Raw genomic sequence first — 19471 nt, 5'->3', positions numbered from 1 at the left:
TCATCACGCTCCGTAAAACGGGGCGGTCCCCGGCGGTGCGCCAACACCATCCGAGGACCTTCACCACCGAGTGGAAAAGGAGTCCACCGGGATGCTTCGGCATGCTATCGCGCCCCTTCGGCGCTTCACGAAGGCTTCGCACGACGTCGTACGCCATCCAGGGCTGAGCAGCGACGCGAAGATCCTCCTCCTGTACGTACAGGGCCTCCCCGAGTGCGAGTCGGCACGGCCGCTCGGCGATCACGCGGCGAAGCTGGGTATGAAGACCCGCGCCTACCAGCGGGCGAAGGAACTCCTCGAAGCCTGCGGGTATTTGCACGTCTGGCGGTGGCAGGGCGAAGGCGGGCGCTGGTCCACGGACCAGCTCCTCTCGAACGTCACCCTCACGCGTGAGGAGGCGTCCCGGCTCCGGAACGGGGCCCCGCCCGAGGAGCCGCCGAACGAGCGGACCCCGACGGTCGGTGAACCGGACCAACGGATCGTCGGCGCTCCTCCCAAAGAAGAACGGGAGAAGAACCTTCCCCACCCACCCTCCGAAGCCCCGGATGCTGCCGCTCCCGCTCCCGAAGGCGAGCCGGAGGCCGAACTTGCTGCTGCCGAGAGGGTGTTGCTGTCGCTGCGCCACTCCAACCGGCAACTTCTCATCGGTGTACGGGAGGCGCGAGGGCTGGCGGACGCGGCGGCGGAGTGGCTGCGACGCGGCATTCCGGCGGCCGAGCTGCGGCACGCCCTGACGACGGGCCTCCCGGCGGACGGCATCCGCTCGGCGGTGGGCTTCCTCCGTTACCGGCTGCTCCACAAGCTCCCGGCCGCCCCTGAGGCCCCTGCTCGCGCGCCGCACGGGCTGGTGATCTGCGAGGGGCCGGGGGAGGACCATGTCTTCCGCCCGGTGGGGGACGAGACCCACTGCGGCCCGTGCCGCATCGGCCCGGCCTCCCGTCCCCGGCCACCGGCCAGAGTCGTGTCCTGGCGGACACTCCTGCAGGAAGGCGTCCCCGGTGCGTAGCGCGCCCTACGCTGCTGCCGTAGCCCGCCGGACAGTCCAGAAGAGGGGTAGGGGCATGGCGACATGGAGCGACATCCTGGTGGAGGCCCGGCAGGACCTCGGCTTCACGGGGGACATGGTTCCGCGCAACCTCAAGGGGATTCGTGCGGCCCTGAAGCCCGAACGGCTCCCTGACCTGGACCGTGAGCTGGCCACGCTGTCCGAAGGGCCGGACTTCGTGGCGTTCCTCGACGCCTGGTGGACGCAGGCTCTCGTCGACAGCGCGTCCGGCACGGAGGACAAGGAGCGGGCGCTCGACTTCGCGGATCTCGCAATTTCCCTCCGCGTCATGCGCTCTGGCGGCTCGGGCCACACGCAGGCCGAGGTCGAGCAGATGCTGAAGGGCATCGCCTCATGAGGTTGACGATCATCTGGGAGCCCGCGGCGGCCAGTGGGCTGAGGCGGCTCAAGGCGCGTGACGGGGACGCGGTCAGACCCCTGGTACAGGCGATCAACGCTCTCGCTCTTGATCCTGAGCCTGTCGCGAGCAGCAAGCTCGGTGGGACCGGGCTGCGGCGGTTACGGGTGGGTGCTTACCGCGCCACGTACGAGATCGACGGATCCCGCGTCGCGATCAAGGTTCTGATGGTGGGCAGCACCCCGCTGTGACGGCACAACCACGGCCCCGTACCGCCCGCCCAGCCCCCACGCCTCGTGCATCGCCCCCGCGAACGCCCCCGCCAGTTTGTGTTCGCCCGTCGGGCCCGGGTGTGTCCCGTCGTACGTGTCCGTGTCGAGGGCGTACGACTCCGGGGGCGACGCCAGCAGAATCGGCGAGGCCGCGGTGTCCAGGTCCGCGACCGCCTTCGCCAGGAGTTCGTTGAAGCGGGCGCACTCCGCCGCGAACGGGGCGTCCGACCGGGCCCGTATGTTCGGGATGACCGGCAGCAGGACCATCCGCACATGCGGGTTGGCCGCGCGGGCCTCGGCGATGAACTGGCGGGCGTTCAGGGCGGTTTGGGTGCTGTCCGTGTAGAAGCCGAGGTCTATCAGGCCGAGCGAGACCAGCAGGATGTCGGCCTTCTCCGCCGTGACCGTCTCCCGGATCAGCGGAGCCATGTGCAGCCAGCCTTCGCCCCAGCCGGACAGGTGGCGGCGGGCCTCGGCGGGGAAGGCGGGGTCGGCGTACGCGTACGACACCGGCGCGTTCGCCACCGTGTCGTACAGCTCGGTCCGCGGGCCGACGATCTCGTGCGGGCCGTCGAGGGATGTGCTGAGGTGCTGCCACATGCGGTAGCGCCAGCTGTAGTCGCCGGCGCGTCCGATGGTCATGGAGTCGCCGACGAACATGAAACGCATGGGGGTCATCATGTCGGATCAAGCCGCGCATCTGCGATGTGAGGCTGGCCACGGCGGCAAGGGCGACAACGGCGGCCACAGCGGCGGCGGGGGCGACGCCGTCGGCGGCGCGAGCTGATCATGTCGGCGCGAGATGGCAGGCTGGGGGGCATGCGTTCGCTTCCGTACGTCACCGGTTCCGCCGCCATCGGAGTTGCCGCCACCGTTGTGCTGCTCGCCGCGGGCCCCGCCGCCTCCGACGACTCCGGCTTCACGATCAAGGACCCGAGGATCACGGAGTCCAGCGGGCTCGCGGCCAGTCGCGCGCACCCCGGGATCTACTGGACGCACAACGACCAGGACGAGCCGCGCGTCTTCGCCGTCGACTCCAAGACCGGCGAGACTGTCGCGACGGTCACTCTGGAGGGGGTCGGGAAGCCCCGCGACATGGAGGCCATCTCGGTGGGGCCCGACGGGAACGTGTACGTGGGCGACATCGGCGACAACCTCAACGGCAGCTGGGACCATGTCTGGATCTACAAGTTCCCCGAGCCCAAGGCCCTCAAGGACATGACCGTCCGGGCGACGCAGTACACCGTCAAGTACGCGGACGGCGCGCGCAACGCCGAGGCGCTGATGGTCCATCCCAAGACCGGCCGGGTCTACATCGCATCGAAGAACGACGGCGGCGGCGGACTGTACGAGGGCCCCGCCACACTCACCGCCTCCGGGACCAATGTCTTCCGGCGGATCGGGGAGGTGCCGTGGGTGACGGACGGGGCCTTCTCGCCCGACGGCAAGGAGCTGGTGCTGCGCTCGTACTTCAGCGCGCGCGGATACGTGTGGAAGGACGGCAAGCTCGGCGCGGACCACCGGGTGAGCGCGCCGCTTCAGGGGCAGGCCGAGTCGGTCACGTACACGCTGGACGGGAAAGCGCTGATGTTCGGCTCGGAGGGGAAGCAGAGCGGGGTGGAGCGGGTCCCGACCGGCAAGGACTCCGCTTCGGACGGGGACAGCAAGTCGCCGTCCAAGGGCGGGAGTTCGGCCGCCGGAAGCGATGGCGGCAACAAGAGGACCTTCACGTACGGGCTGATCGTCCTGGCCGGCGCCACCGCGCTTGTCCTCGGCGTAAAGCGTCTGCTGCGGCGCGGCTGACCGTCGTGCCTCCCGATGACGCTGACGCCCGACCGGTGGCACGAATGGTCACTCGCCGAGCGGGCGTACCTCGGGCGGCCGTCATCAGCGGCTGAGCCGCTGGGCGCGGCGTCAGCTGTGTCGTTCGCCGGCCCGCAGGAGAGCTGCCACGTCGAGCTTGACCTCGGCGCCGATCGACCCGGGGAGGGCGATCTGCTCGCCCGCTGCGTGGATGCGGTGTGTGTCGTAGTCGTTGGCGATGGGGTCCGTCAGGACGTGGACGCGATTGTGCTTGCGGTCGACGATCACGTAGGCCGGGATCTTGGCCTCGGCGTAGGCGGTGACCTTGTTGCGCAGATCCTGCTGGTAGTTGCTGGAGGTGACTTCCAACACCAGCCGGAAGACGGCCGGGTCGTAGCAGTTGTTCTCGACGAGGTGCTCTTCGAAGTCGGAATCGACGACGGCGAGGTCCGGGATGGCGTAGTCATCCGGACCTCCCGGCAGCCAGAGGCCGACCGCCTGGAGCACCTTTGACTCCTCGCCGTGCAGACCTGCAGCGAGGAAGGGGATCATGAGGTCGGTCAAAGCCCTTGCATGGGCACCGTCCGGTGGTGGGGCCACGGTGAGGACGCCTCCGATGATCTCGACGCGGTAGCCGGGGTGCTGCTCCGCGAGACGGTTGGCCGTCTCGAGCAGTGTCTCCGGCTCGCCGTCACAGGGGTGCTCGGCTGCTGCGGCAGACATGCGGGCCTCCTGGTGGCTGGTGTCGAGACCATCATCGTAGGCCGGTGGACCACCGTGTGTCCGGTGCGCGGCCCGTCACTCGCACGTGTGAGTGCACGCCGTACAGGTGACGCGATGCCCGTCGCGCCCGGCGCCGCAGCAGACCGCAGACGAAGTCCTCCTGGACAGCGAGGGAGGGCAGCACGCCCGCGGTGGCCCATCCGGGGCCGAGTGTGCACAGACGAGGGGACCGGACGCGACACGCGTCCGGTCCCCTCGTCGTACAGCCTTCGGTTACAGCTTCTCGATCACGTAGTCGATGCACGCCGTCAGCGCCTCGACGTCCGCCGGGTCGATCGCCGGGAACATCGCCACGCGCAGCTGGTTGCGGCCCAGCTTGCGGTACGGCTCGGTGTCGACGATGCCGTTGGCGCGCAGCGCCTTCGCGACCGCCGCCGCGTCGATCTCGTCCGCGAAGTCGATCGTGCCGATGACCTGCGAGCGCTTCGCCGGGTCGATGACGAACGGTGTCGCGTACTTGGACGCCTCGGCCCAGCCGTACAGCGTCCGCGAGGACGTCGCCGTGCGCCGGACCGACCAGTCCAGGCCGCCCTGGCTGTTCAGCCAGGTCAGCTGCTCGTTCAGGAGGAAGAGCGTGGCCAGCGCCGGAGTGTTGTACGTCTGGTTCTTCAGCGAGTTGTCGATCGCCGTCGGGAGGCTGAAGAACTCCGGGACATGGCGGCCCGAGTCGTGGATACGGGCGGCGCGCTCGAGTGCGGCCGGGGAGAAGACACCGATCCACAGGCCGCCGTCGGAGGCGAAGGACTTCTGCGGGGCGAAGTAGTAGACATCCGTCTCGGCGATGTCGACCGGCAGGCCGCCCGCGCCGGAGGTGGCGTCGACCAGGACCAGCGAACCCTCGTCCGCGCCCGCGACACGCTTGATCGGGGCCGCGACGCCGGTCGAGGTCTCGTTGTGCGTGAAGGCGTAGACGTCGGCACCGGCCTCGGCCTCCGGGTCCGGGTGCGTGCCCGGGTCGGAGGAGATGACGGTCGGATCGGCCAGCCACGGCGCGAGCTTCGCGGCCTTGGCGAACTTGGAGGAGAACTCGCCGAAGGCGAGGTGCTGCGACTTGTTCTCGATCAGGCCGTACGTCGCGATGTCCCAGAAGGCGGTGGAGCCGCCGTTGCCCAGGATCACCTCATAGCCCTCGGGGAGCTGGAAGAGGTCGCGTACGCCGTCGCGCACCGCGCCGACCAGGTTCTTCACCGGGGCCTGGCGGTGGGACGTACCGAGGAGAGAGGTGCCGGTGGCGGCCAGGGCGTCCAGCGCCTCCGTACGCACCTTGGAGGGGCCCGCGCCGAAACGGCCGTCGGCGGGCTTGATGTCAGCGGGAATCTGGATCTCAGCCACGTTCGGGAGCGTATACCGGTCCGGGGGCAGGACGGAGACGCGGTCCGGCGGATGAGACGGCCGTCTCGGCCGCCGGGGCCCCGCTGAGCTGCGCGTCAGTCCTTGTGGGGCAAGGACTGCGCGTGCATGTGCTCGATCAGCGCGAGCAGTACGAACTTGCTGGAGGAGTGGTCCCGGGCGTCGAACTCCATCAGCGGCACTTCGGGCCCGAGAGCGAGCGCCTCGCGGATCTGTTCGTCGCTGTGGAACGGGCCGCCGAAGTCGTTCACGGCGACGATGAAGGGCGTGCCGTTGTGTTCAAGGCGGTCGATCGCGTACCCGGCGTCGTCGAGGCAGCGGGTGTCGACGAGGACGACCGCGCCGAGCGTGCCGGCGAAGACGCGGTCCCAGAGGAACCAGAAGCGTTCCTCGCCGGGGGCGCCGAAGAGGTACAGGACGCAGTTTTCGTCGATCGTGATCCGGCCGAAGTCGAAGGCGACGGTGGTGTCGGATTTTTTCCGTACGCGGGCCGTGTCGTCGAGGCTGCGGTCGGCGCGGCTCATCACCTCCTCCGTGTGCAGCGGACGGATCTCGCTGACGGAGCGGACCATGGTCGTCTTGCCGACTCCGAAGCCGCCTACGACGACGATCTTCAGAGGGTTGGCGGTCGTCCCGGCGAGCGTGGGGTGGGGCTGCGCCGGGGGGACCGCTCGCGTGACGCGGGTCATCGGTTTTCGTCGTTGCCGGTCATCGAGTGTTGCCTTCCGGGGGTGGCGGTGGCAGTAACTGGAGCCGCTTGTTCCTGATCAAGTTGTCGTCACTATAGGAGAGTTGCCGATCGCATTGGGAAGTTCTTGTGGGGTTTCGTTGCGGGCGGTGCGGCGCAGCGTGCGCAGCTGGCACGTTTCCTTCGGGTGTGACGAGAGAGACAGGGGCATCCTGAGACACATGGCTGAACAGCGACAGGGACGGTGGGGCGGCCGGGGTGGGCGGGACCGCCGGGAGGCGGGCGAACTGGCGCGCGCGCTCACCCGGGCGGTGCGCGGCGAGGTGGACTTCAGCGCGGCCGCGCGGGCGCTGATGACCATGGACGCGTCCAACTACCGGCGTGTGCCGGTCGGCGTCGTCGCGCCGCGCGACGCCGAGGACGTGGCCGCCGCCCTGGAGGTGTGCCGACGGCACGGGGTGCCGGTGGTGCCGCGCGGCGCCGGAACCTCCATCGCAGGTCAGGCCACCGGCATCGGTGTCGTCCTGGACTTCACCCGCCATATGACGGCGGTGGTGGCGGTGGACGCGGCGGCGCGTACGGCGGTGGTGCAGCCGGGCGTCGTCCTGGACACCCTGCGGGACGCCGTACGGCCGCTCGGGCTGACGTTCGGACCCGACCCGTCCACGCACAGCCGCTGCACGCTCGGCGGGATGATCGGCAACAATTCGTGCGGCTCGCACTCGGTGGCGTGGGGTACGACCGCCGACAACGTACGGAATCTGTCCGTGCACACCTACGGCGGCGCGGAGCTGCGGCTCGGGCAGGGCTGGGAGGGCGGCGCGCCGACGGGGCTGCGGGAACTGGTCGACCGGAATCTGGCGCTGCTGCGGACCGGGTTCCCGGACGGGCTGCCGAGGCGTATCTCCGGCTACGCGCTGGACGCTCTGCTGCCCGAGAAGGGCGTCGATCTGGCGCGGGCGTTCTGCGGCAGCGAGGGCACGCTGGGCGTGCTGACCGAGGCGACCGTACGGCTGGTCGAGGCGCCGCGCGCACGGGCGCTCGCCGTGCTCGGCTACGCCGACGAGAGCGCGGCGGCGGATGCGGCCCTGGGCCTGCTGGCGTACCGCCCGCTGACCGTCGAGGGCATGGCCGAGGACCTGGTGCGGGACGTGCGGGGGCTGCCGCGCGGCGGGGCCTGGCTCTTCGTGGAGACGGGCGGCGGCACCGCGGCCGAGGCGCGGGCGCGGGCGGACGGCATCGTGCGGGCGGCGGAGGCGCTGGACGGCACGGTGGTGGACGACCCGGCCGGTATGCGGGCGCTGTGGCGGGTGCGGGAGGACGCGGCGGGGACGGCGACCAGGACCGCCGACGGCGGTGAGGCGTGGCCGGGGTGGGAGGACTGCGCGGTGCCGCCGGCCCGGCTGGGCGCGTATCTGCGGGACTTCCGCGCGCTGCTCGCCGAGCACGGTCTGCGCGGTACGCCGTACGGGCACTTCGGGGACGGCTGTATTCATGTCCGTATCGACTTCGACCTGATGAGCGCGGAGGGAGTACGGGCCTTCCGGCGGTTCTCCGAGGAGGTCGCGGAGCTCGTGGTCGCGCACGGCGGCTCGCTGTCGGGGGAGCACGGCGACGGTCAGGCGCGCGCGGAGCTGCTGCCGAAGATGTACGGCGACGAACTGGTCGGGCTCTTCGGCCGGTTCAAGGACCTGTGGGACCCGGCGGGCGGTATGAACCCGGGGATGCTGGCCCGCCCGGACCGCCTCGACGCCAATCTCCGCTTCGAGGTGCTGCCGAAGAAGCCGGTGGAGGTCGCCTTCGGCTATCCGCACGACGGCGGGGACTTCTCGGTGGCGGTACGGCGGTGCGTGGGCGTCGCCAAGTGCCGTGTCGCCGGGCCGGGTTCGGGTACGGACGTGATGTGCCCGTCGTTCCGCGCCACGGGCGAGGAGGCCCACTCGACGCGCGGCCGCGCCCGGCTGCTGCACGAGATGCTCGCGGGCGAGGTCGTCCGTGACGGCTGGCGCTCGGTGGAGGTACGGGACGCGCTGGATCTGTGCCTCTCCTGCAAGGGCTGCCGGAGCGACTGCCCGGTGGGAGTCGACATGGCCACGTACAAGGCGGAGTTCCTGCACCACCACTACGCGGGCCGGCGGCGGCCGGCCTCGCACTACGCGATGGGGTGGCTGCCGGTGTGGCTGCGGGCGGCGGCGCCGTTCGCGCGGGTGGCCAACGCGGCGGCCGGGTTCCGGCCGCTGGCCGCGCTCGCGAAACGGCTGGGCGGGATCGCGCCGGAGCGCGAGCTGCCGAGGCTCGCGCCGGTGACGTTCCGGCGCTGGCTGCGGGAGCACATGGGCGACCGGACGGCGGTTTTCGCGGCCGGCCGTACGGCCGTGCTGTGGCCGGACACCTTCACCGACCATCTGTCGCCGTCCGTGGGCCGGGCGGCGGTGCAGGTCATGGAGTCGGCGGGCATCGGCATCGCCCTTCCGCCGGGCCGGGTCTGCTGCGGACTGACGTACGTCTCCACGGGCCAGCTCGACCGGGCCCGTACGGTCATGCGCCACACGCTGGACACGGTGGAACCGCTGCTGGAGCTGGGCGTCCCGGTCGTCGTACTGGAACCGAGCTGCGCGGCGGCCCTGAAGACGGATCTGCCGGAGCTCCTGTCCGACGACCCACGGGCGGCCCGCCTGGCCTCGTCCGTACGCACCTTCGCCCAGGCCCTGGAGGAGTGCGCCCCGGACTGGACCCCGCCCCGGATCGACCGCCCGGTGGTGGGCCAGACGCACTGCCACCAGCACGCGGTCCTGGGCGACGCGGCGGACCGCCGGCTTCGCGAACGCGCGGGTCTGGAGGGCGAGTTGAGCGGCGGCTGCTGCGGACTCGCGGGCAACTTCGGCTTCGAGCGGGGCCACTACGAGGTGTCGGTGGCGTGCGCGGAGGACCAGCTGCTCCCGGCGGTCCGCGCGGCGGGCGAGTCTGCGGAGGTCCTGGCGGACGGCTTCTCCTGCCGTACGCAACTGGAGCAACTGGAGGGGCGGCGGGCGCGGCATCTGGCGGAGGTGCTGGCGGAGGGGCTGGACGGCGGACCGGTCACCCGATCGTGAGCTCCTCGACCGTGAGCTCCTCGACCAGCGGCGGGTCCTGGGTGAAGTCGCTGTACCGCACCCAGGTCGGCCGTACCCGCACATGGGTGATGCCGGGCCAGGCGAGCCGGTCCCGGCCGTCGGGATACGCGGCGAAGTAGCACTGCTGAAGGCGTTCGAGCTCGGGGCCGGTGGGGAAGTCCGCGACGCCCTCGATCTGCGCGGTGATCGCGTCGTCCCAGCCGATCACGAGCGCGATGCGGGGGTCGGTACGCAGGTTGAAGCACTTGCGGGTCGTCTCGACGGTGTCGAAGACGATCTCGAGCTCGTCACTGACCGCGAACCCGACGACCGCGGCCTGGGGCGCTCCGTCCGGGGTCACTGCCGCCTGGACGGCGAGCTTGTACCTGCGAAGGAACCACAACAGCTCGTCGCGCTTCATGGGTCCTGTCTATCAGGGGGGTGACGGGGTGGCCCGCCGGCTCACTCTCACGCGAGCCGGGCCGGGCCTCAGGTGTCACCGGGCTCGTGCAGAAATGGTGACACCGCTGGAGGGTGTCTTGACCCATCGACCGGCCTGACCGGGTGGTGAGGCCGGCGGCGGCGATCCGTCCCAGGGCATGCCCGCAGTGCCGCGGCCTCGGCCGGGTCGAGCGCTCAGCAGCTCTTGAGCGTTCTCCGGCGGCGGCAGATCGGTGGCGTTTGGTCGGTCGGCATGCGTCCATGGTCCCGGTGAATCCGCGAGGTATCCAACGATGGATCCCCGTCCTTCGTGCCTGTACAGGTTCGGGTAGTTTGTCGTCGTCGCAGTTCGGTCCGTTCAGCTTGCCGGTGAGCCTGGTCAGTTGCTCTCGTGGCATGGTGCCCCCTCTGCCTCGGCCCCTGGCGGGACCGCCCGAGATCGACGCTACGGAGCTTGTTTCCCCACGTCCACGCCGACTTGGGGTTGTTCCCGTTCCGGCATGGACGATCTTGAGGAGCCCGCCGCGGCCACCTCACGTGCCAGCGACGCCAGTTGAGGGATCGCCGGATGCGGCGCCCTCTCGCGCCACGCCAGCAGGACCGGTGCCGGTGGGGCGTCCGACAGGGGGCGGTACGTCACGCCCGGGTGCGGGTGCATCGAGGAGGTGGAGGCCACCGAGACCCCCGTGCCCCGGCCCGCCGCGATCGCCGTGAGCCAGTCGTCGGTGTTGGCGACGGTGAGCGTGGATGTCGGGCGGTTCTCCGGCGGCCAGAGGTCGAGGGTCGTCAGGCCCGAGACCGTGTTCAGGATGACCGGCCCGCCCGCCAGTTCCGCGAGGGTCAGGGAGGTGCGTGCGGCCAGGGGGCCGTCCGACGTCACCGCTGCCACGCGGGGCTCGGTGAAGAGCCGCTCGGTGACCAGGCCGGGCGTGTCCACCGGGCCCCGCAGCACCGCCGCGTCGACCTCGCCGCGGGACAGGCCCGCCGTGCGGTCGTCGATGCGGAGGAGTTCCAGCGGCGTGTCGGCGTGGTCCTGCTGCCAGCGACGCAGCAAGGGGGTGGTGTACGGGCCGAGGGCGGACCAGGCGTGCCCGAGCCGCAGCGGCCATCTGCGCAGCCGGCCGGGGTCCAGCGCCTCGTCGAACGCGGCCACCGCGGCCGCCGCCTTGTCGCGGAAGGCCCGGCCCTCGGCGGTGAGGGCGAGATGGTGGGTGGAGCGGTCGACGAGCCGGATGCCGAGATGTTTTTCCAGCGCCGCCAGAGCGCGCGAGACGGTGGGCTGGGCCAGGTGCAGCCGGACCGCCGCCCCGGTCACGCTGGACTCCTCCGCGATGGCCAGGAAGCAGCGGAGATGGCGCAGCTCGATGCTCATGCGTCTGGAGCATAACCCCAGCCCAATTGGTATTTCACGCAGCGAGCCCGCGCCCGTAGCGTGGAGGGTCGGCGGCCGGAATCAGTCAGGGAGGTGTGCGGTGGACGAAACCCGTACCAGTGTCGTCACGGGCGAGCTCGAGGCCGCCGCAGCCCTGGATGCCGCAGAAAGCCCCGGCCCCGGCACCGGCACCGGTCGCGGCACGCGATCCCGCCGCACCCTCGGCCCCGTCGCCCTTGTCGTCGCCGGTGCGCTGTCCGTCCAGTTCGGCGCTTCCATCGCCGTACTGCTCATGCCGCGAGCCGGAGCTCTCGGTGTCGTCACCCTCCGGCTCGTGCTCGCCGCGCTCGTCCTGCTCGTCGTCTGCCGGCCCAAACTCCGCGGGCACTCGCGCGCCGACTGGGGCACCGTTGTCGCCTTCGGCGCCGCCATGGCCGCCATGAACGTCCTCTTCTACCAGGCCGTCGACCGCATCCCGCTCGGTGCCGCTGTCACCTTCGAGGTCCTCGGCCCGCTGGCGCTGTCGGTGATCGTGTCGCGGCGGCTGGTCAATCTCGTCTGGGCGGGCCTCGCGCTCGGCGGCGTCGTCCTGCTCAGCGGCGGCGGCTTCGACCGGCTCGACCCCGTGGGCGCGCTGTTCGCGCTCTCCGCGGGCGCGATGTGGGCCGCGTACATCGTGTTCAGCGCCCGCACCGGGCGGCGCTTCCCGCAGGCCGACGGGCTCGCGCTGGCCATGGCGGTCGGCGCCGTACTGAGTCTGCCGCTCGGGATCGCGGAGTCCGGATCCACGCTGCTCGTGCCGTCCACGCTCGGTCTCGGGCTCGCTGTCGCGCTGATGTCGTCCGTACTCCCGTACACCCTGGAGCTGCTCGCGCTGCGCCGGCTGCCCGCCCCGACCTTCGCGGTGCTGATGAGCCTGGAGCCGGCGATCGCCGCCACGGCCGGGGTCCTCGTGCTGCATCAGGACCTTTCCATGGTCGACGGCTTGGCGATCGCGCTGGTCATCGCGGCGAGCATGGGCGCGGTACGGACGCAGGTGGCCAGAAAGGCACAGTAATCAAGCAAGCATGCTTGCTTGTTTCTCCGTGCGCTGCCATGCTCCGGGACACACAACGTCGTGTCCCGAGGGAGCGCACCGTGTCCGACCCGGCCGTCGTACTCGACGACTTGCGTAGCGAAAGCGATGAACTCGACCTGCTGGTAGGGGAGTTGAACCCGGCACAGTGGGCGGGGCCGACGCCCGCGCCGCGCTGGAGCGTCGCCCATCAGATCGCCCACCTCGCCTGGACCGACGCCGCCGCGCTGCTGGCCGTCACCGACCCCGAGGCCTTCGCCGCCCAGGTCGAGAAGGCCCTCGGCGCGCCGGACTCCTTCGTCGACGAGGGCGCCGAGGCCGGCGCCGCGCTGCCGCCCGGTGAGCTGCTGGCCCGCTGGCGCGACGGCCGCGAGCGGCTGCAACAGGCTCTGCGCCAGGCCCCGGCCGGCGCCCGTTTCCCCTGGTACGGGCCGCCCATGAGCGCCGCGTCGATGGCGACGGGGCGGCTGATGGAGACCTGGGCGCACGGACAGGACATCGCCGACGCGCTCGGCGTCGTGCGCGAACCATCCGCACGGCTGCGGCATGTCGCCCACATCGGGATCCGGGCGCGCGACTTCGCCTTCGGAGTACGAGGGCTGACGCCGCCGGCCGATCCTTTCCGGGTGGAGCTGACCGCGCCCGGCGGCGAGCTCTGGGCGTACGGCCCCGAGGACGCCGCGCAACGCGTCACCGGGCCCGCGCTCGACTTCTGTCTGCTGGTCACTCAGCGGGCCCACCGCGACGATCTCGCCGTACGGGCCCAGGGCGCCGACGCCGACCGCTGGCTGGACATCGCGCAGGCCTTCGCAGGACCTGCGGGACCCGGCCGCGACCCCAAGGCGGCGTGATGCTGCGGATCGGGAACGCGTCCGGCTTCTACGGCGACCGCTTCGACGCGATGAAGGAGATGCTCACCGGCGGGCAGCTGGACGTACTGACCGGCGACTATCTCGCCGAACTCACCATGCTCATCCTCGGCCGCGACCGGCTGAAGGACCCCCGCCTCGGCTACGCCAAGACCTTCCTCAAGCAGCTGGAGGAGAGCCTCGGGCTCGCCCACGAGCGCGGTGTGAAGATCGTCGCCAATGCGGGCGGGCTCAACCCGGCGGGGCTGGCGACCGCGGTACGCGAGCTCGCCGACCGGGTCGGCGTCCCGGTCCGGGTCGCGCACGTCGAGGGCGACGACCTGGCCGCCCGCTTCCCGGACGCCCTCAGTGCCAACGCCTACCTCGGCGGCGCCGGTATCGCCGAGTGCCTGCGCGCCGGGGCCGATGTCGTCGTCACCGGCCGGGTCACCGACGCCGCCCTGGTCACCGGACCAGCGGCGGCGCACTTCGGCTGGGGGCCCGAGGACTACGACGCGCTCGCGGGCGCGGTCGTCGCCGGGCACGTCCTCGAATGCGGCACCCAGGCCACCGGCGGCAATTACGCGTTCTTCAGCGGCCATGACGTACGCCGCCCCGGCTTCCCGCTCACCGAGATCCACGCCGACGGCACCTGCGTCATCACCAAGCACGACGGCACGGGCGGCGTCGTGGACGTCGGCACGGTCACCGCGCAGCTGCTGTACGAGACCGGAGGCGCGAGGTACGCCGGGCCGGACGTCACCGCCCGCCTCGACACCGTACGGCTGGCGCAGGACGGACCGGACCGGGTGCGGATCTCCGGCGTACGCGGCGAGGCCCCGCCGCCCCGACTGAAGGTCGGACTCAACCGGCTCGGTGGCTGGCGCAACGAGGTCGTGTTCGTACTCACCGGACTCGACATCGAGGCCAAGGCACGTCTGGTGCAGGAGCAGCTGGCGGAGGCCTTCGGCAAATCCCGTCCGGCGGAGGTGCGTTGGGAGCTGGCCCGCACCGAGCGGCCGGACGGCGACACCGAGGAGCGGGCCAGCGCGTATCTGCGCCTCGTGGTCCGCGACAGCGACCCGGACAAGGTCGGGCGCGCGGTGAGCGGCGCGGCGATCGAGCTGGCGCTCGGCAGCTACCCGGGCTTCCATGTGACGGCCCCGCCCGGGAAGGGCGCGCCGTACGGGGTCTTCGAGGCCGAGTATGTGGACGTGGCCGAGGTGGCGCACACGGCCGTACTGCCGGACGGCCAACGGGTGGCCGTGCCGACTCCCCCATGTACGAGGGAAGTCGGTCACCTGGAAGAGGCCGGTGCGCTGCCGCCGGCACTGGACACCGCCGGGCCCCACCGCGCCGCCCCGCTCGGCCTGATCGCCGGCGCCCGCAGCGGCGACAAGGGCGGCGACGCCAATGTCGGGGTGTGGGCCAGGACCGACGACGCATGGCGCTGGCTCGCCCACGAACTGACCGTGGACCGCTTCCGCGCGCTGCTCCCGGAGACCGCAGGGCTGAAGGTCGTACGCCATGTCCTGCCGAATCTGCGCGCCCTGAACTTCACGGTCGAGGGGATCCTCGGCGAAGGCGTCGCGGCGCAGGCCCGCTTCGACCCGCAGGCGAAGGCGCTCGGCGAGTGGCTCCGCTCGCGGTACGTCGACATCCCGGAGGAACTGTTGTGACCGTGCTCGCCTCGGCCCTCGACCCCGCGGGCCCCGAATTCGCCGCCCACCGCGACACCATGCTCGGCAAGCTCGCCGAGCTGGACGCCGAGCACGCCAAGGCGCTCGCGGGCGGCGGCGAGAAGTACATCGCCCGGCACCGGGGGCGCGGCAAGCTGCTGGCGCGCGAGCGCATCGAGCTGCTCCTCGACCCCGACACGCCCTTCCTCGAGCTGTCCCCGCTCGCCGCCTGGGGCAGCGACTATCCGGTGGGCGCGTCGATGGTCACCGGCATCGGTGTGGTGGAGGGCGTCGAGTGCCTGATCACCGCGAACGATCCGACGGTGCGCGGCGGGGCGTCCAACCCCTGGACGCTGAAGAAGGCCCTGCGTGCCAACGAGATCGCGTACGCCAACCGCCTGCCCTGTATCTCTCTCGTCGAGTCCGGCGGCGCGGATCTGCCCTCCCAGAAGGAGATCTTCATCCCGGGCGGGGCGCTCTTCAGGGACATCACCCGGTTGTCGGCGGCCGGCATTCCGACGATCGCGGTCGTCTTCGGGAACTCGACGGCGGGCGGGGCGTACGTCCCCGGTATGTCCGACCACACCATCATGATCAAGGAGCGGTCGAAGGTTTTCCTCGGCGGGCCGCCGCTGGTGAAGATGGCGACGGGTGAGGAGAGCGACGACGAATCGCTCGGCGGCGCGGAGATGCACGCCCGTACGTCAGGCCTCGCCGACTATTTCGCCCTCGACGAGGCGGACGCGTTGCGGCAGGCCCGGCGGGTCGTCGCCCGCCTCAACTGGCGCAAGGCGCACGCCGATCCGGGTCCGGCCGCGGCGCCCAAGTACGACGAGGAGGAGCTCCTCGGCATCGTGCCCGGCGATCTGCGCACACCCTTCGACCCGCGCGAGGTGATCGCACGGATCGTCGACGGTTCGGACTTCGACGAGTTCAAGCCGCTGTACGGGCCGAGCCTGGTCACCGGGTGGGCGTCGCTGCACGGCTATCCGGTGGGTGTGCTGGCCAATGCGCAGGGCGTGCTGTTCAGCGCGGAGTCGCAGAAGGCGGCGCAGTTCATCCAGCTCGCCAACCAGCGCGATGTGCCGCTGGTCTTCCTGCACAACACCACCGGCTACATGGTCGGCAAGGAGTACGAGCAGGGCGGCATCATCAAGCACGGCGCGATGATGATCAACGCGGTGTCCAACTCGCGCGTCCCGCATCTGTCGGTTCTGATGGGCGCGTCGTACGGGGCCGGGCACTACGGCATGTGCGGGCGGGCGTACGACCCGCGGTTCCTCTTCGCCTGGCCGAGCGCCAAGTCCGCGGTGATGGGGCCGCAGCAGCTGGCGGGTGTGCTGTCGATCGTCGCCCGCGCGTCGGCGGCGGCGAAGGGGCAGCCGTACGACGACGAGGCGGACGCCGGTCTGCGGGCGATGGTGGAGCAGCAGATCGAGGCGGAGTCGTTGCCGATGTTCCTCTCGGGGCGGCTGTACGACGACGGGGTCATCGACCCGCGCGATACGCGGACGGTGCTGGGGCTCTGTCTGTCCGCGATCCACACGGCACCGGTCGAAGGCGCGCGTGGCGGCTTCGGCGTCTTCCGGATGTGAGGCAGTGAGTGAGGCAGTGATGATCTCTTCTGTTCTTGTCGCCAACCGTGGCGAGATCGCGTGCCGGGTGTTCCGTACGTGCCGGGAGCTGGGGATCGCGACGGTCGCGGTGTACTCGGACGCGGACGCGTCGGCGTTGCATGTCCGGGAGGCGGACGCGGCGGTACGGCTGCCGGGCGCTGCGCCCGCGGACACGTATCTGCGCGGCGACCTGATCGTGAAGGCGGCGCTGGCGGCGGGCGCGGACGCGGTGCACCCGGGGTACGGCTTCCTGTCCGAGAACGCGGAGTTCGCACGGGCGGTGGCGGACGCGGGGCTGGTGTGGATCGGCCCGCCGCCTTCCGCCATCGAGGCGATGGCGTCCAAGACGCGGGCGAAGGAGCTGATGGGTGGCGCGCCGCTCGACCCGGCGACGGTCACGGAGGCGGACCTGCCGCTGCTGGTGAAGGCGGCGGCGGGGGGTGGCGGCCGGGGCATGCGCGTTGTCCGCGAACTCGCGGCTCTGGAAGGAGAGTTGGAGGCAGCCGCGTCGGAGGCGGCGTCGGCGTTCGGTGACGGCGAGGTGTTCCTGGAGCCGTACATCGAACGCGGCCGCCATGTGGAAGTGCAGGTCCTGGCGGACGCGTACGGCACGGTGTGGGCGCTGGGCACGCGCGACTGCTCGCTCCAGCGCCGGCACCAGAAGGTCATCGAGGAGTCCCCGGCGCCGGGCCTGCCGGCCGCGCTGGTCGCGACGCTGCACGAGTCGGCGGTCGAGGCGGCGCGGGCGGTGGGTTACCGGGGCGCGGGAACCGTGGAGTTCCTGGTCTCGCCACAGGGCCGGTCGCACTTCCTGGAGATGAACACCCGCCTCCAGGTGGAACACCCGGTCACCGAGGCGGTGTTCGGCCTCGACCTGGTGGCGCTGCAGCTGCGCGTGGCGGAAGGCTCGGCGCTGCCCAAGACCCCGCCACCGGCGAACGGCCACGCGGTGGAGGCGCGGCTGTACGCGGAGGACCCGTCGAAGGGGTGGACACCGCAGACGGGGGTGCTGCACGAGCTGGCGGTCCCCGGAGCCGCTCCCGGCCTGCGCGTCGACACCGGATACACCGCCGGTGACTCCATCGGCGTGCACTACGACCCCATGATCGCCAAGGTCATCGCCTGGGCGCCCACCCGCGGCGAAGCCGTGCGGCGGCTCGCCCACGCCCTGCGGCGGGCGCGCCTGCACGGGCCCGTCACCAACCGGGAGCTGCTCGTACGGTCCCTGGAGCACCCCGAGTTCATCGGCGCACAGATCGACACCGGGTTCTACGAGCGCAACCTCGACGCACTCACCGTGCCCGCCGAAGGAGAGCGCCACGCGGCCGTCGCCGCCGCCCTCGCGGATGCCGTGAGCCGCCCCGGCACAACCGTCACCGCACGGCTCGGCGCCTGGCGGAACCTGCCGTCCCAGGCGCAGCTCAAGGTCTACGGCGACCACGAGGTCCGCTACCGCCCCACCCGCGGCGGGTTCGAACTCGTCGACGATCCCGGCGTCCGCGTCGTCACCGCCGACGCCCGCCGCGTACGGCTGGAGATCGACGGAGTCGTACGGCACTTCGACGTCACCGATCACGGCGACGGGCACGTCCACGTCGACAGCCCCACCGGCGCCCACTCCCTCGCCGTACAGCCCCGGTTCGCCGACCCCCAGGACCGGACCCGGCCCGGTTCGCTGCTCGCGCCCATGCCCGGGACCGTCGTCCGGGTCGGCGACGGGCTCGCCGAAGGGAGCCGGGTGAGAGAGGGGCAGCCGCTTGTCTGGCTGGAGGCCATGAAGATGGAGCACCGCATCGTGTCGCCCGCCTCCGGCATTCTCACCGCGCTCCACGCCGTACCCGGCCGTCAGGTCGAGGTCGGTGCTCTGCTCGCCGTCGTCAACGAAGTAGTGGCGCCAGCCACACAGGAGGAGACAGCGTCATGAACATCGAGAGCCAGGAACACACCGCACTGCGCGCCGCTGTTGCCGCACTCGGGCAGCGGCACGGCCGGGGATACGTACGCGAGGAGCTGTGGGCCGAGGCCGCCAAGCTCGGCTACCTCGGCGTGAACCTCCCCGAGGAGCACGGCGGCGGAGGCGGTGGAATGCAGGAACTGTCCATTGTTCTCGAGGAGTTGGGCGCCGCCGGTTGTCCGCTCCTCATGATGGTCGTCTCACCCGCCATCTGCGGCACCGTCATCGCCCGCTTCGGCACCGACGAACAGAAGCGCACCTGGCTCCCCGGTCTCTCCGACGGCAGCCTCACCATGGCCTTCGGCATCACCGAGCCCGACGCCGGGTCGAACTCGCACCGGATCACCACCACCGCCCGCAAGACCGACGACGGCTGGATCCTCAACGGCCGCAAGGTCTTCATCTCGGGCGTCGACATCGCCGACGCGACCCTCATCGTGGGCCGTACCGAGGACTCGCGCACGGGCAATCTCAAGCCCTGTCTCTTCATCGTCCCCCGCGAGGCCCAGGGCTTCCAGCGCTCGCAGATCGACATGGAACTCCAGGCCCAGGAGAAGCAGTTCGAGCTCGTACTGGACGAGGTCCACCTCCCCGACAACGCCCTGGTCGGCGATGAGGACGCCGGGCTCCTCCAGCTCTTCGCCGGGCTCAACCCCGAGCGCATCATGACCGCCGCCTTCGGCATCGGCATGGGCCGGTACGCACTCACCAAAGCCATCGACTACGCGAAGACCCGCCAGGTCTGGAAGCAGCCCATCGGCGGCCACCAGGCCATCGCCCATCCCCTCGCCCAGGCCCACATCGAGCTCGAACTCGCCCGCCTGATGATGCAGAAGGCCGCCGCCCTCTACGACGCCGGCGACGACATCGGCGCCGGTGAGGCAGCCAACATGGCCAAGTACGCCGCCGGCGAAGCCTGCGTCAAGGCCGTCGACCAGGCCGTGCACACCCTCGGCGGCAACGGCCTCACCCGCGAGTACGGCCTCGCATCCCTGATCACCGCCGCCCGCGTCGCCCGGATCGCCCCGGTCAGCCGCGAGATGATTCTCAACTACGTATCCCACCAGTCCCTGGGTCTCCCCAAGTCGTACTGAG

At 71.2% G+C, this 19471-nt stretch carries 17 protein-coding genes; 11 read left to right on the top strand and 6 right to left on the bottom strand.

The features are described from left to right. The first annotated feature begins 91 nt into the window (after window positions 1-91). From OG735_RS18915 to OG735_RS18905, 3 genes are read left to right on the top strand one after another with little or no spacing between them, the layout of a single operon-like run. Window positions 92-1006: a hypothetical protein gene (locus OG735_RS18915; RefSeq protein ID WP_327324374.1), complete on the top strand. Its 915-nt coding sequence runs from the start codon at window positions 92-94 to the stop codon at window positions 1004-1006. Between the two features lie 55 nt (window positions 1007-1061). Then, a complete protein-coding gene (locus OG735_RS18910) occupies window positions 1062-1403 on the top strand; it encodes a hypothetical protein (RefSeq protein ID WP_327324373.1) in 342 nt (113 codons plus the stop codon). Next, a complete protein-coding gene (locus OG735_RS18905; protein WP_327324372.1) occupies window positions 1400-1654 on the top strand; it encodes a type II toxin-antitoxin system RelE family toxin in 255 nt (84 codons plus the stop codon). Before OG735_RS18910 ends, OG735_RS18905 begins: the two co-directional genes overlap by 4 nt. Here the strand turns inward: OG735_RS18905 and OG735_RS18900 are convergent. Beyond that, complete coding sequence (locus OG735_RS18900) at window positions 1565-2344, bottom strand: GDSL-type esterase/lipase family protein (RefSeq protein ID WP_327324371.1); 780 nt, start codon at window positions 2342-2344, stop codon at window positions 1565-1567. The genes OG735_RS18905 and OG735_RS18900 overlap by 90 nt on opposite strands. A gap of 150 nt (window positions 2345-2494) precedes the next feature. Here OG735_RS18900 and OG735_RS18895 point away from each other — a divergent pair, with 150 nt between their 5' ends. Then, window positions 2495-3478 (top strand): WD40 repeat domain-containing protein, encoded by a 984-nt coding sequence (locus OG735_RS18895; RefSeq protein WP_327324370.1) that lies wholly within the window; start codon window positions 2495-2497, stop codon window positions 3476-3478. 111 nt (window positions 3479-3589) lie between these two features. Here OG735_RS18895 and OG735_RS18890 read toward each other — a convergent pair whose 3' ends face one another. The 3 genes from OG735_RS18890 to OG735_RS18880 form a co-directional block, all read right to left on the bottom strand. Then, complete coding sequence (locus tag OG735_RS18890; protein ID WP_327324369.1) at window positions 3590-4201, bottom strand: Uma2 family endonuclease; 612 nt, start codon at window positions 4199-4201, stop codon at window positions 3590-3592. A gap of 273 nt (window positions 4202-4474) precedes the next feature. Further along, entirely contained in the window at window positions 4475-5593 is a 1119-nt protein-coding gene (gene serC, locus OG735_RS18885; protein ID WP_327324368.1) for a phosphoserine transaminase, read from the bottom strand. Between the two features lie 95 nt (window positions 5594-5688). Beyond that, window positions 5689-6300 carry a GTP-binding protein gene (locus OG735_RS18880; protein ID WP_327324367.1) on the bottom strand — a complete coding sequence of 204 codons (612 nt, stop codon included), beginning with the start codon at window positions 6298-6300 and terminating at the stop codon, window positions 5689-5691. A 220-nt stretch (window positions 6301-6520) separates the two neighbouring features. Here OG735_RS18880 and OG735_RS18875 point away from each other — a divergent pair, with 220 nt between their 5' ends. Then, complete coding sequence (locus OG735_RS18875; RefSeq protein ID WP_327324366.1) at window positions 6521-9391, top strand: FAD-binding and (Fe-S)-binding domain-containing protein; 2871 nt, start codon at window positions 6521-6523, stop codon at window positions 9389-9391. Here the strand turns inward: OG735_RS18875 and OG735_RS18870 are convergent. Together OG735_RS18870 and OG735_RS18865 are read right to left on the bottom strand one after the other, a co-directional pair. After that, the gene (locus tag OG735_RS18870) at window positions 9378-9812 is read right to left on the bottom strand and encodes a pyridoxamine 5'-phosphate oxidase family protein (RefSeq protein WP_327324365.1); all 435 of its coding nucleotides are present in this window, start codon (window positions 9810-9812) and stop codon (window positions 9378-9380) included. The two genes, OG735_RS18875 and OG735_RS18870, sit on opposite strands and share 14 nt — an antisense overlap. A 465-nt stretch (window positions 9813-10277) precedes the next feature. After that, window positions 10278-11204 carry a LysR family transcriptional regulator gene (locus tag OG735_RS18865; RefSeq protein ID WP_327324364.1) on the bottom strand — a complete coding sequence of 309 codons (927 nt, stop codon included), beginning with the start codon at window positions 11202-11204 and terminating at the stop codon, window positions 10278-10280. A gap of 154 nt (window positions 11205-11358) precedes the next feature. Here OG735_RS18865 and OG735_RS18860 point away from each other — a divergent pair, with 154 nt between their 5' ends. From OG735_RS18860 to OG735_RS18835, 6 genes are all read left to right on the top strand, one after another. Then, window positions 11359-12261 carry an EamA family transporter gene (locus OG735_RS18860; protein WP_327328371.1) on the top strand — a complete coding sequence of 301 codons (903 nt, stop codon included), beginning with the start codon at window positions 11359-11361 and terminating at the stop codon, window positions 12259-12261. Window positions 12262-12341: 80 nt separating this feature from the next. Further along, window positions 12342-13130 carry a TIGR03084 family metal-binding protein gene (locus OG735_RS18855; protein WP_327324363.1) on the top strand — a complete coding sequence of 263 codons (789 nt, stop codon included), beginning with the start codon at window positions 12342-12344 and terminating at the stop codon, window positions 13128-13130. Then, on the top strand, window positions 13130-14806 hold the full coding sequence (locus OG735_RS18850; protein ID WP_327324362.1) for an acyclic terpene utilization AtuA family protein: 1677 nt from the start codon (window positions 13130-13132) through the stop codon (window positions 14804-14806). Before OG735_RS18855 ends, OG735_RS18850 begins: the two co-directional genes overlap by 1 nt. Continuing rightward, complete coding sequence (locus tag OG735_RS18845; protein WP_327324361.1) at window positions 14803-16401, top strand: acyl-CoA carboxylase subunit beta; 1599 nt, start codon at window positions 14803-14805, stop codon at window positions 16399-16401. The genes OG735_RS18850 and OG735_RS18845 overlap by 4 nt, the downstream gene beginning before the upstream one ends. A gap of 19 nt (window positions 16402-16420) precedes the next feature. Beyond that, window positions 16421-18346, top strand: a complete 1926-nt coding sequence (locus OG735_RS18840; protein WP_327324360.1) for an ATP-binding protein — start codon at window positions 16421-16423, stop codon at window positions 18344-18346. Next, window positions 18343-19470, top strand: coding sequence for an acyl-CoA dehydrogenase family protein (locus OG735_RS18835; protein ID WP_327324359.1), 1128 nt, complete (start codon window positions 18343-18345; stop codon window positions 19468-19470). Before OG735_RS18840 ends, OG735_RS18835 begins: the two co-directional genes overlap by 4 nt. Window position 19471: the final 1 nt, after the last annotated feature.

The organism is Streptomyces sp. NBC_01210 (genome assembly GCF_036010325.1).
Classification (GTDB): Bacteria; Actinomycetota; Actinomycetes; order Streptomycetales; family Streptomycetaceae; genus Streptomyces.
This window is presented reverse-complemented; position numbering and strand designations above follow the sequence as displayed.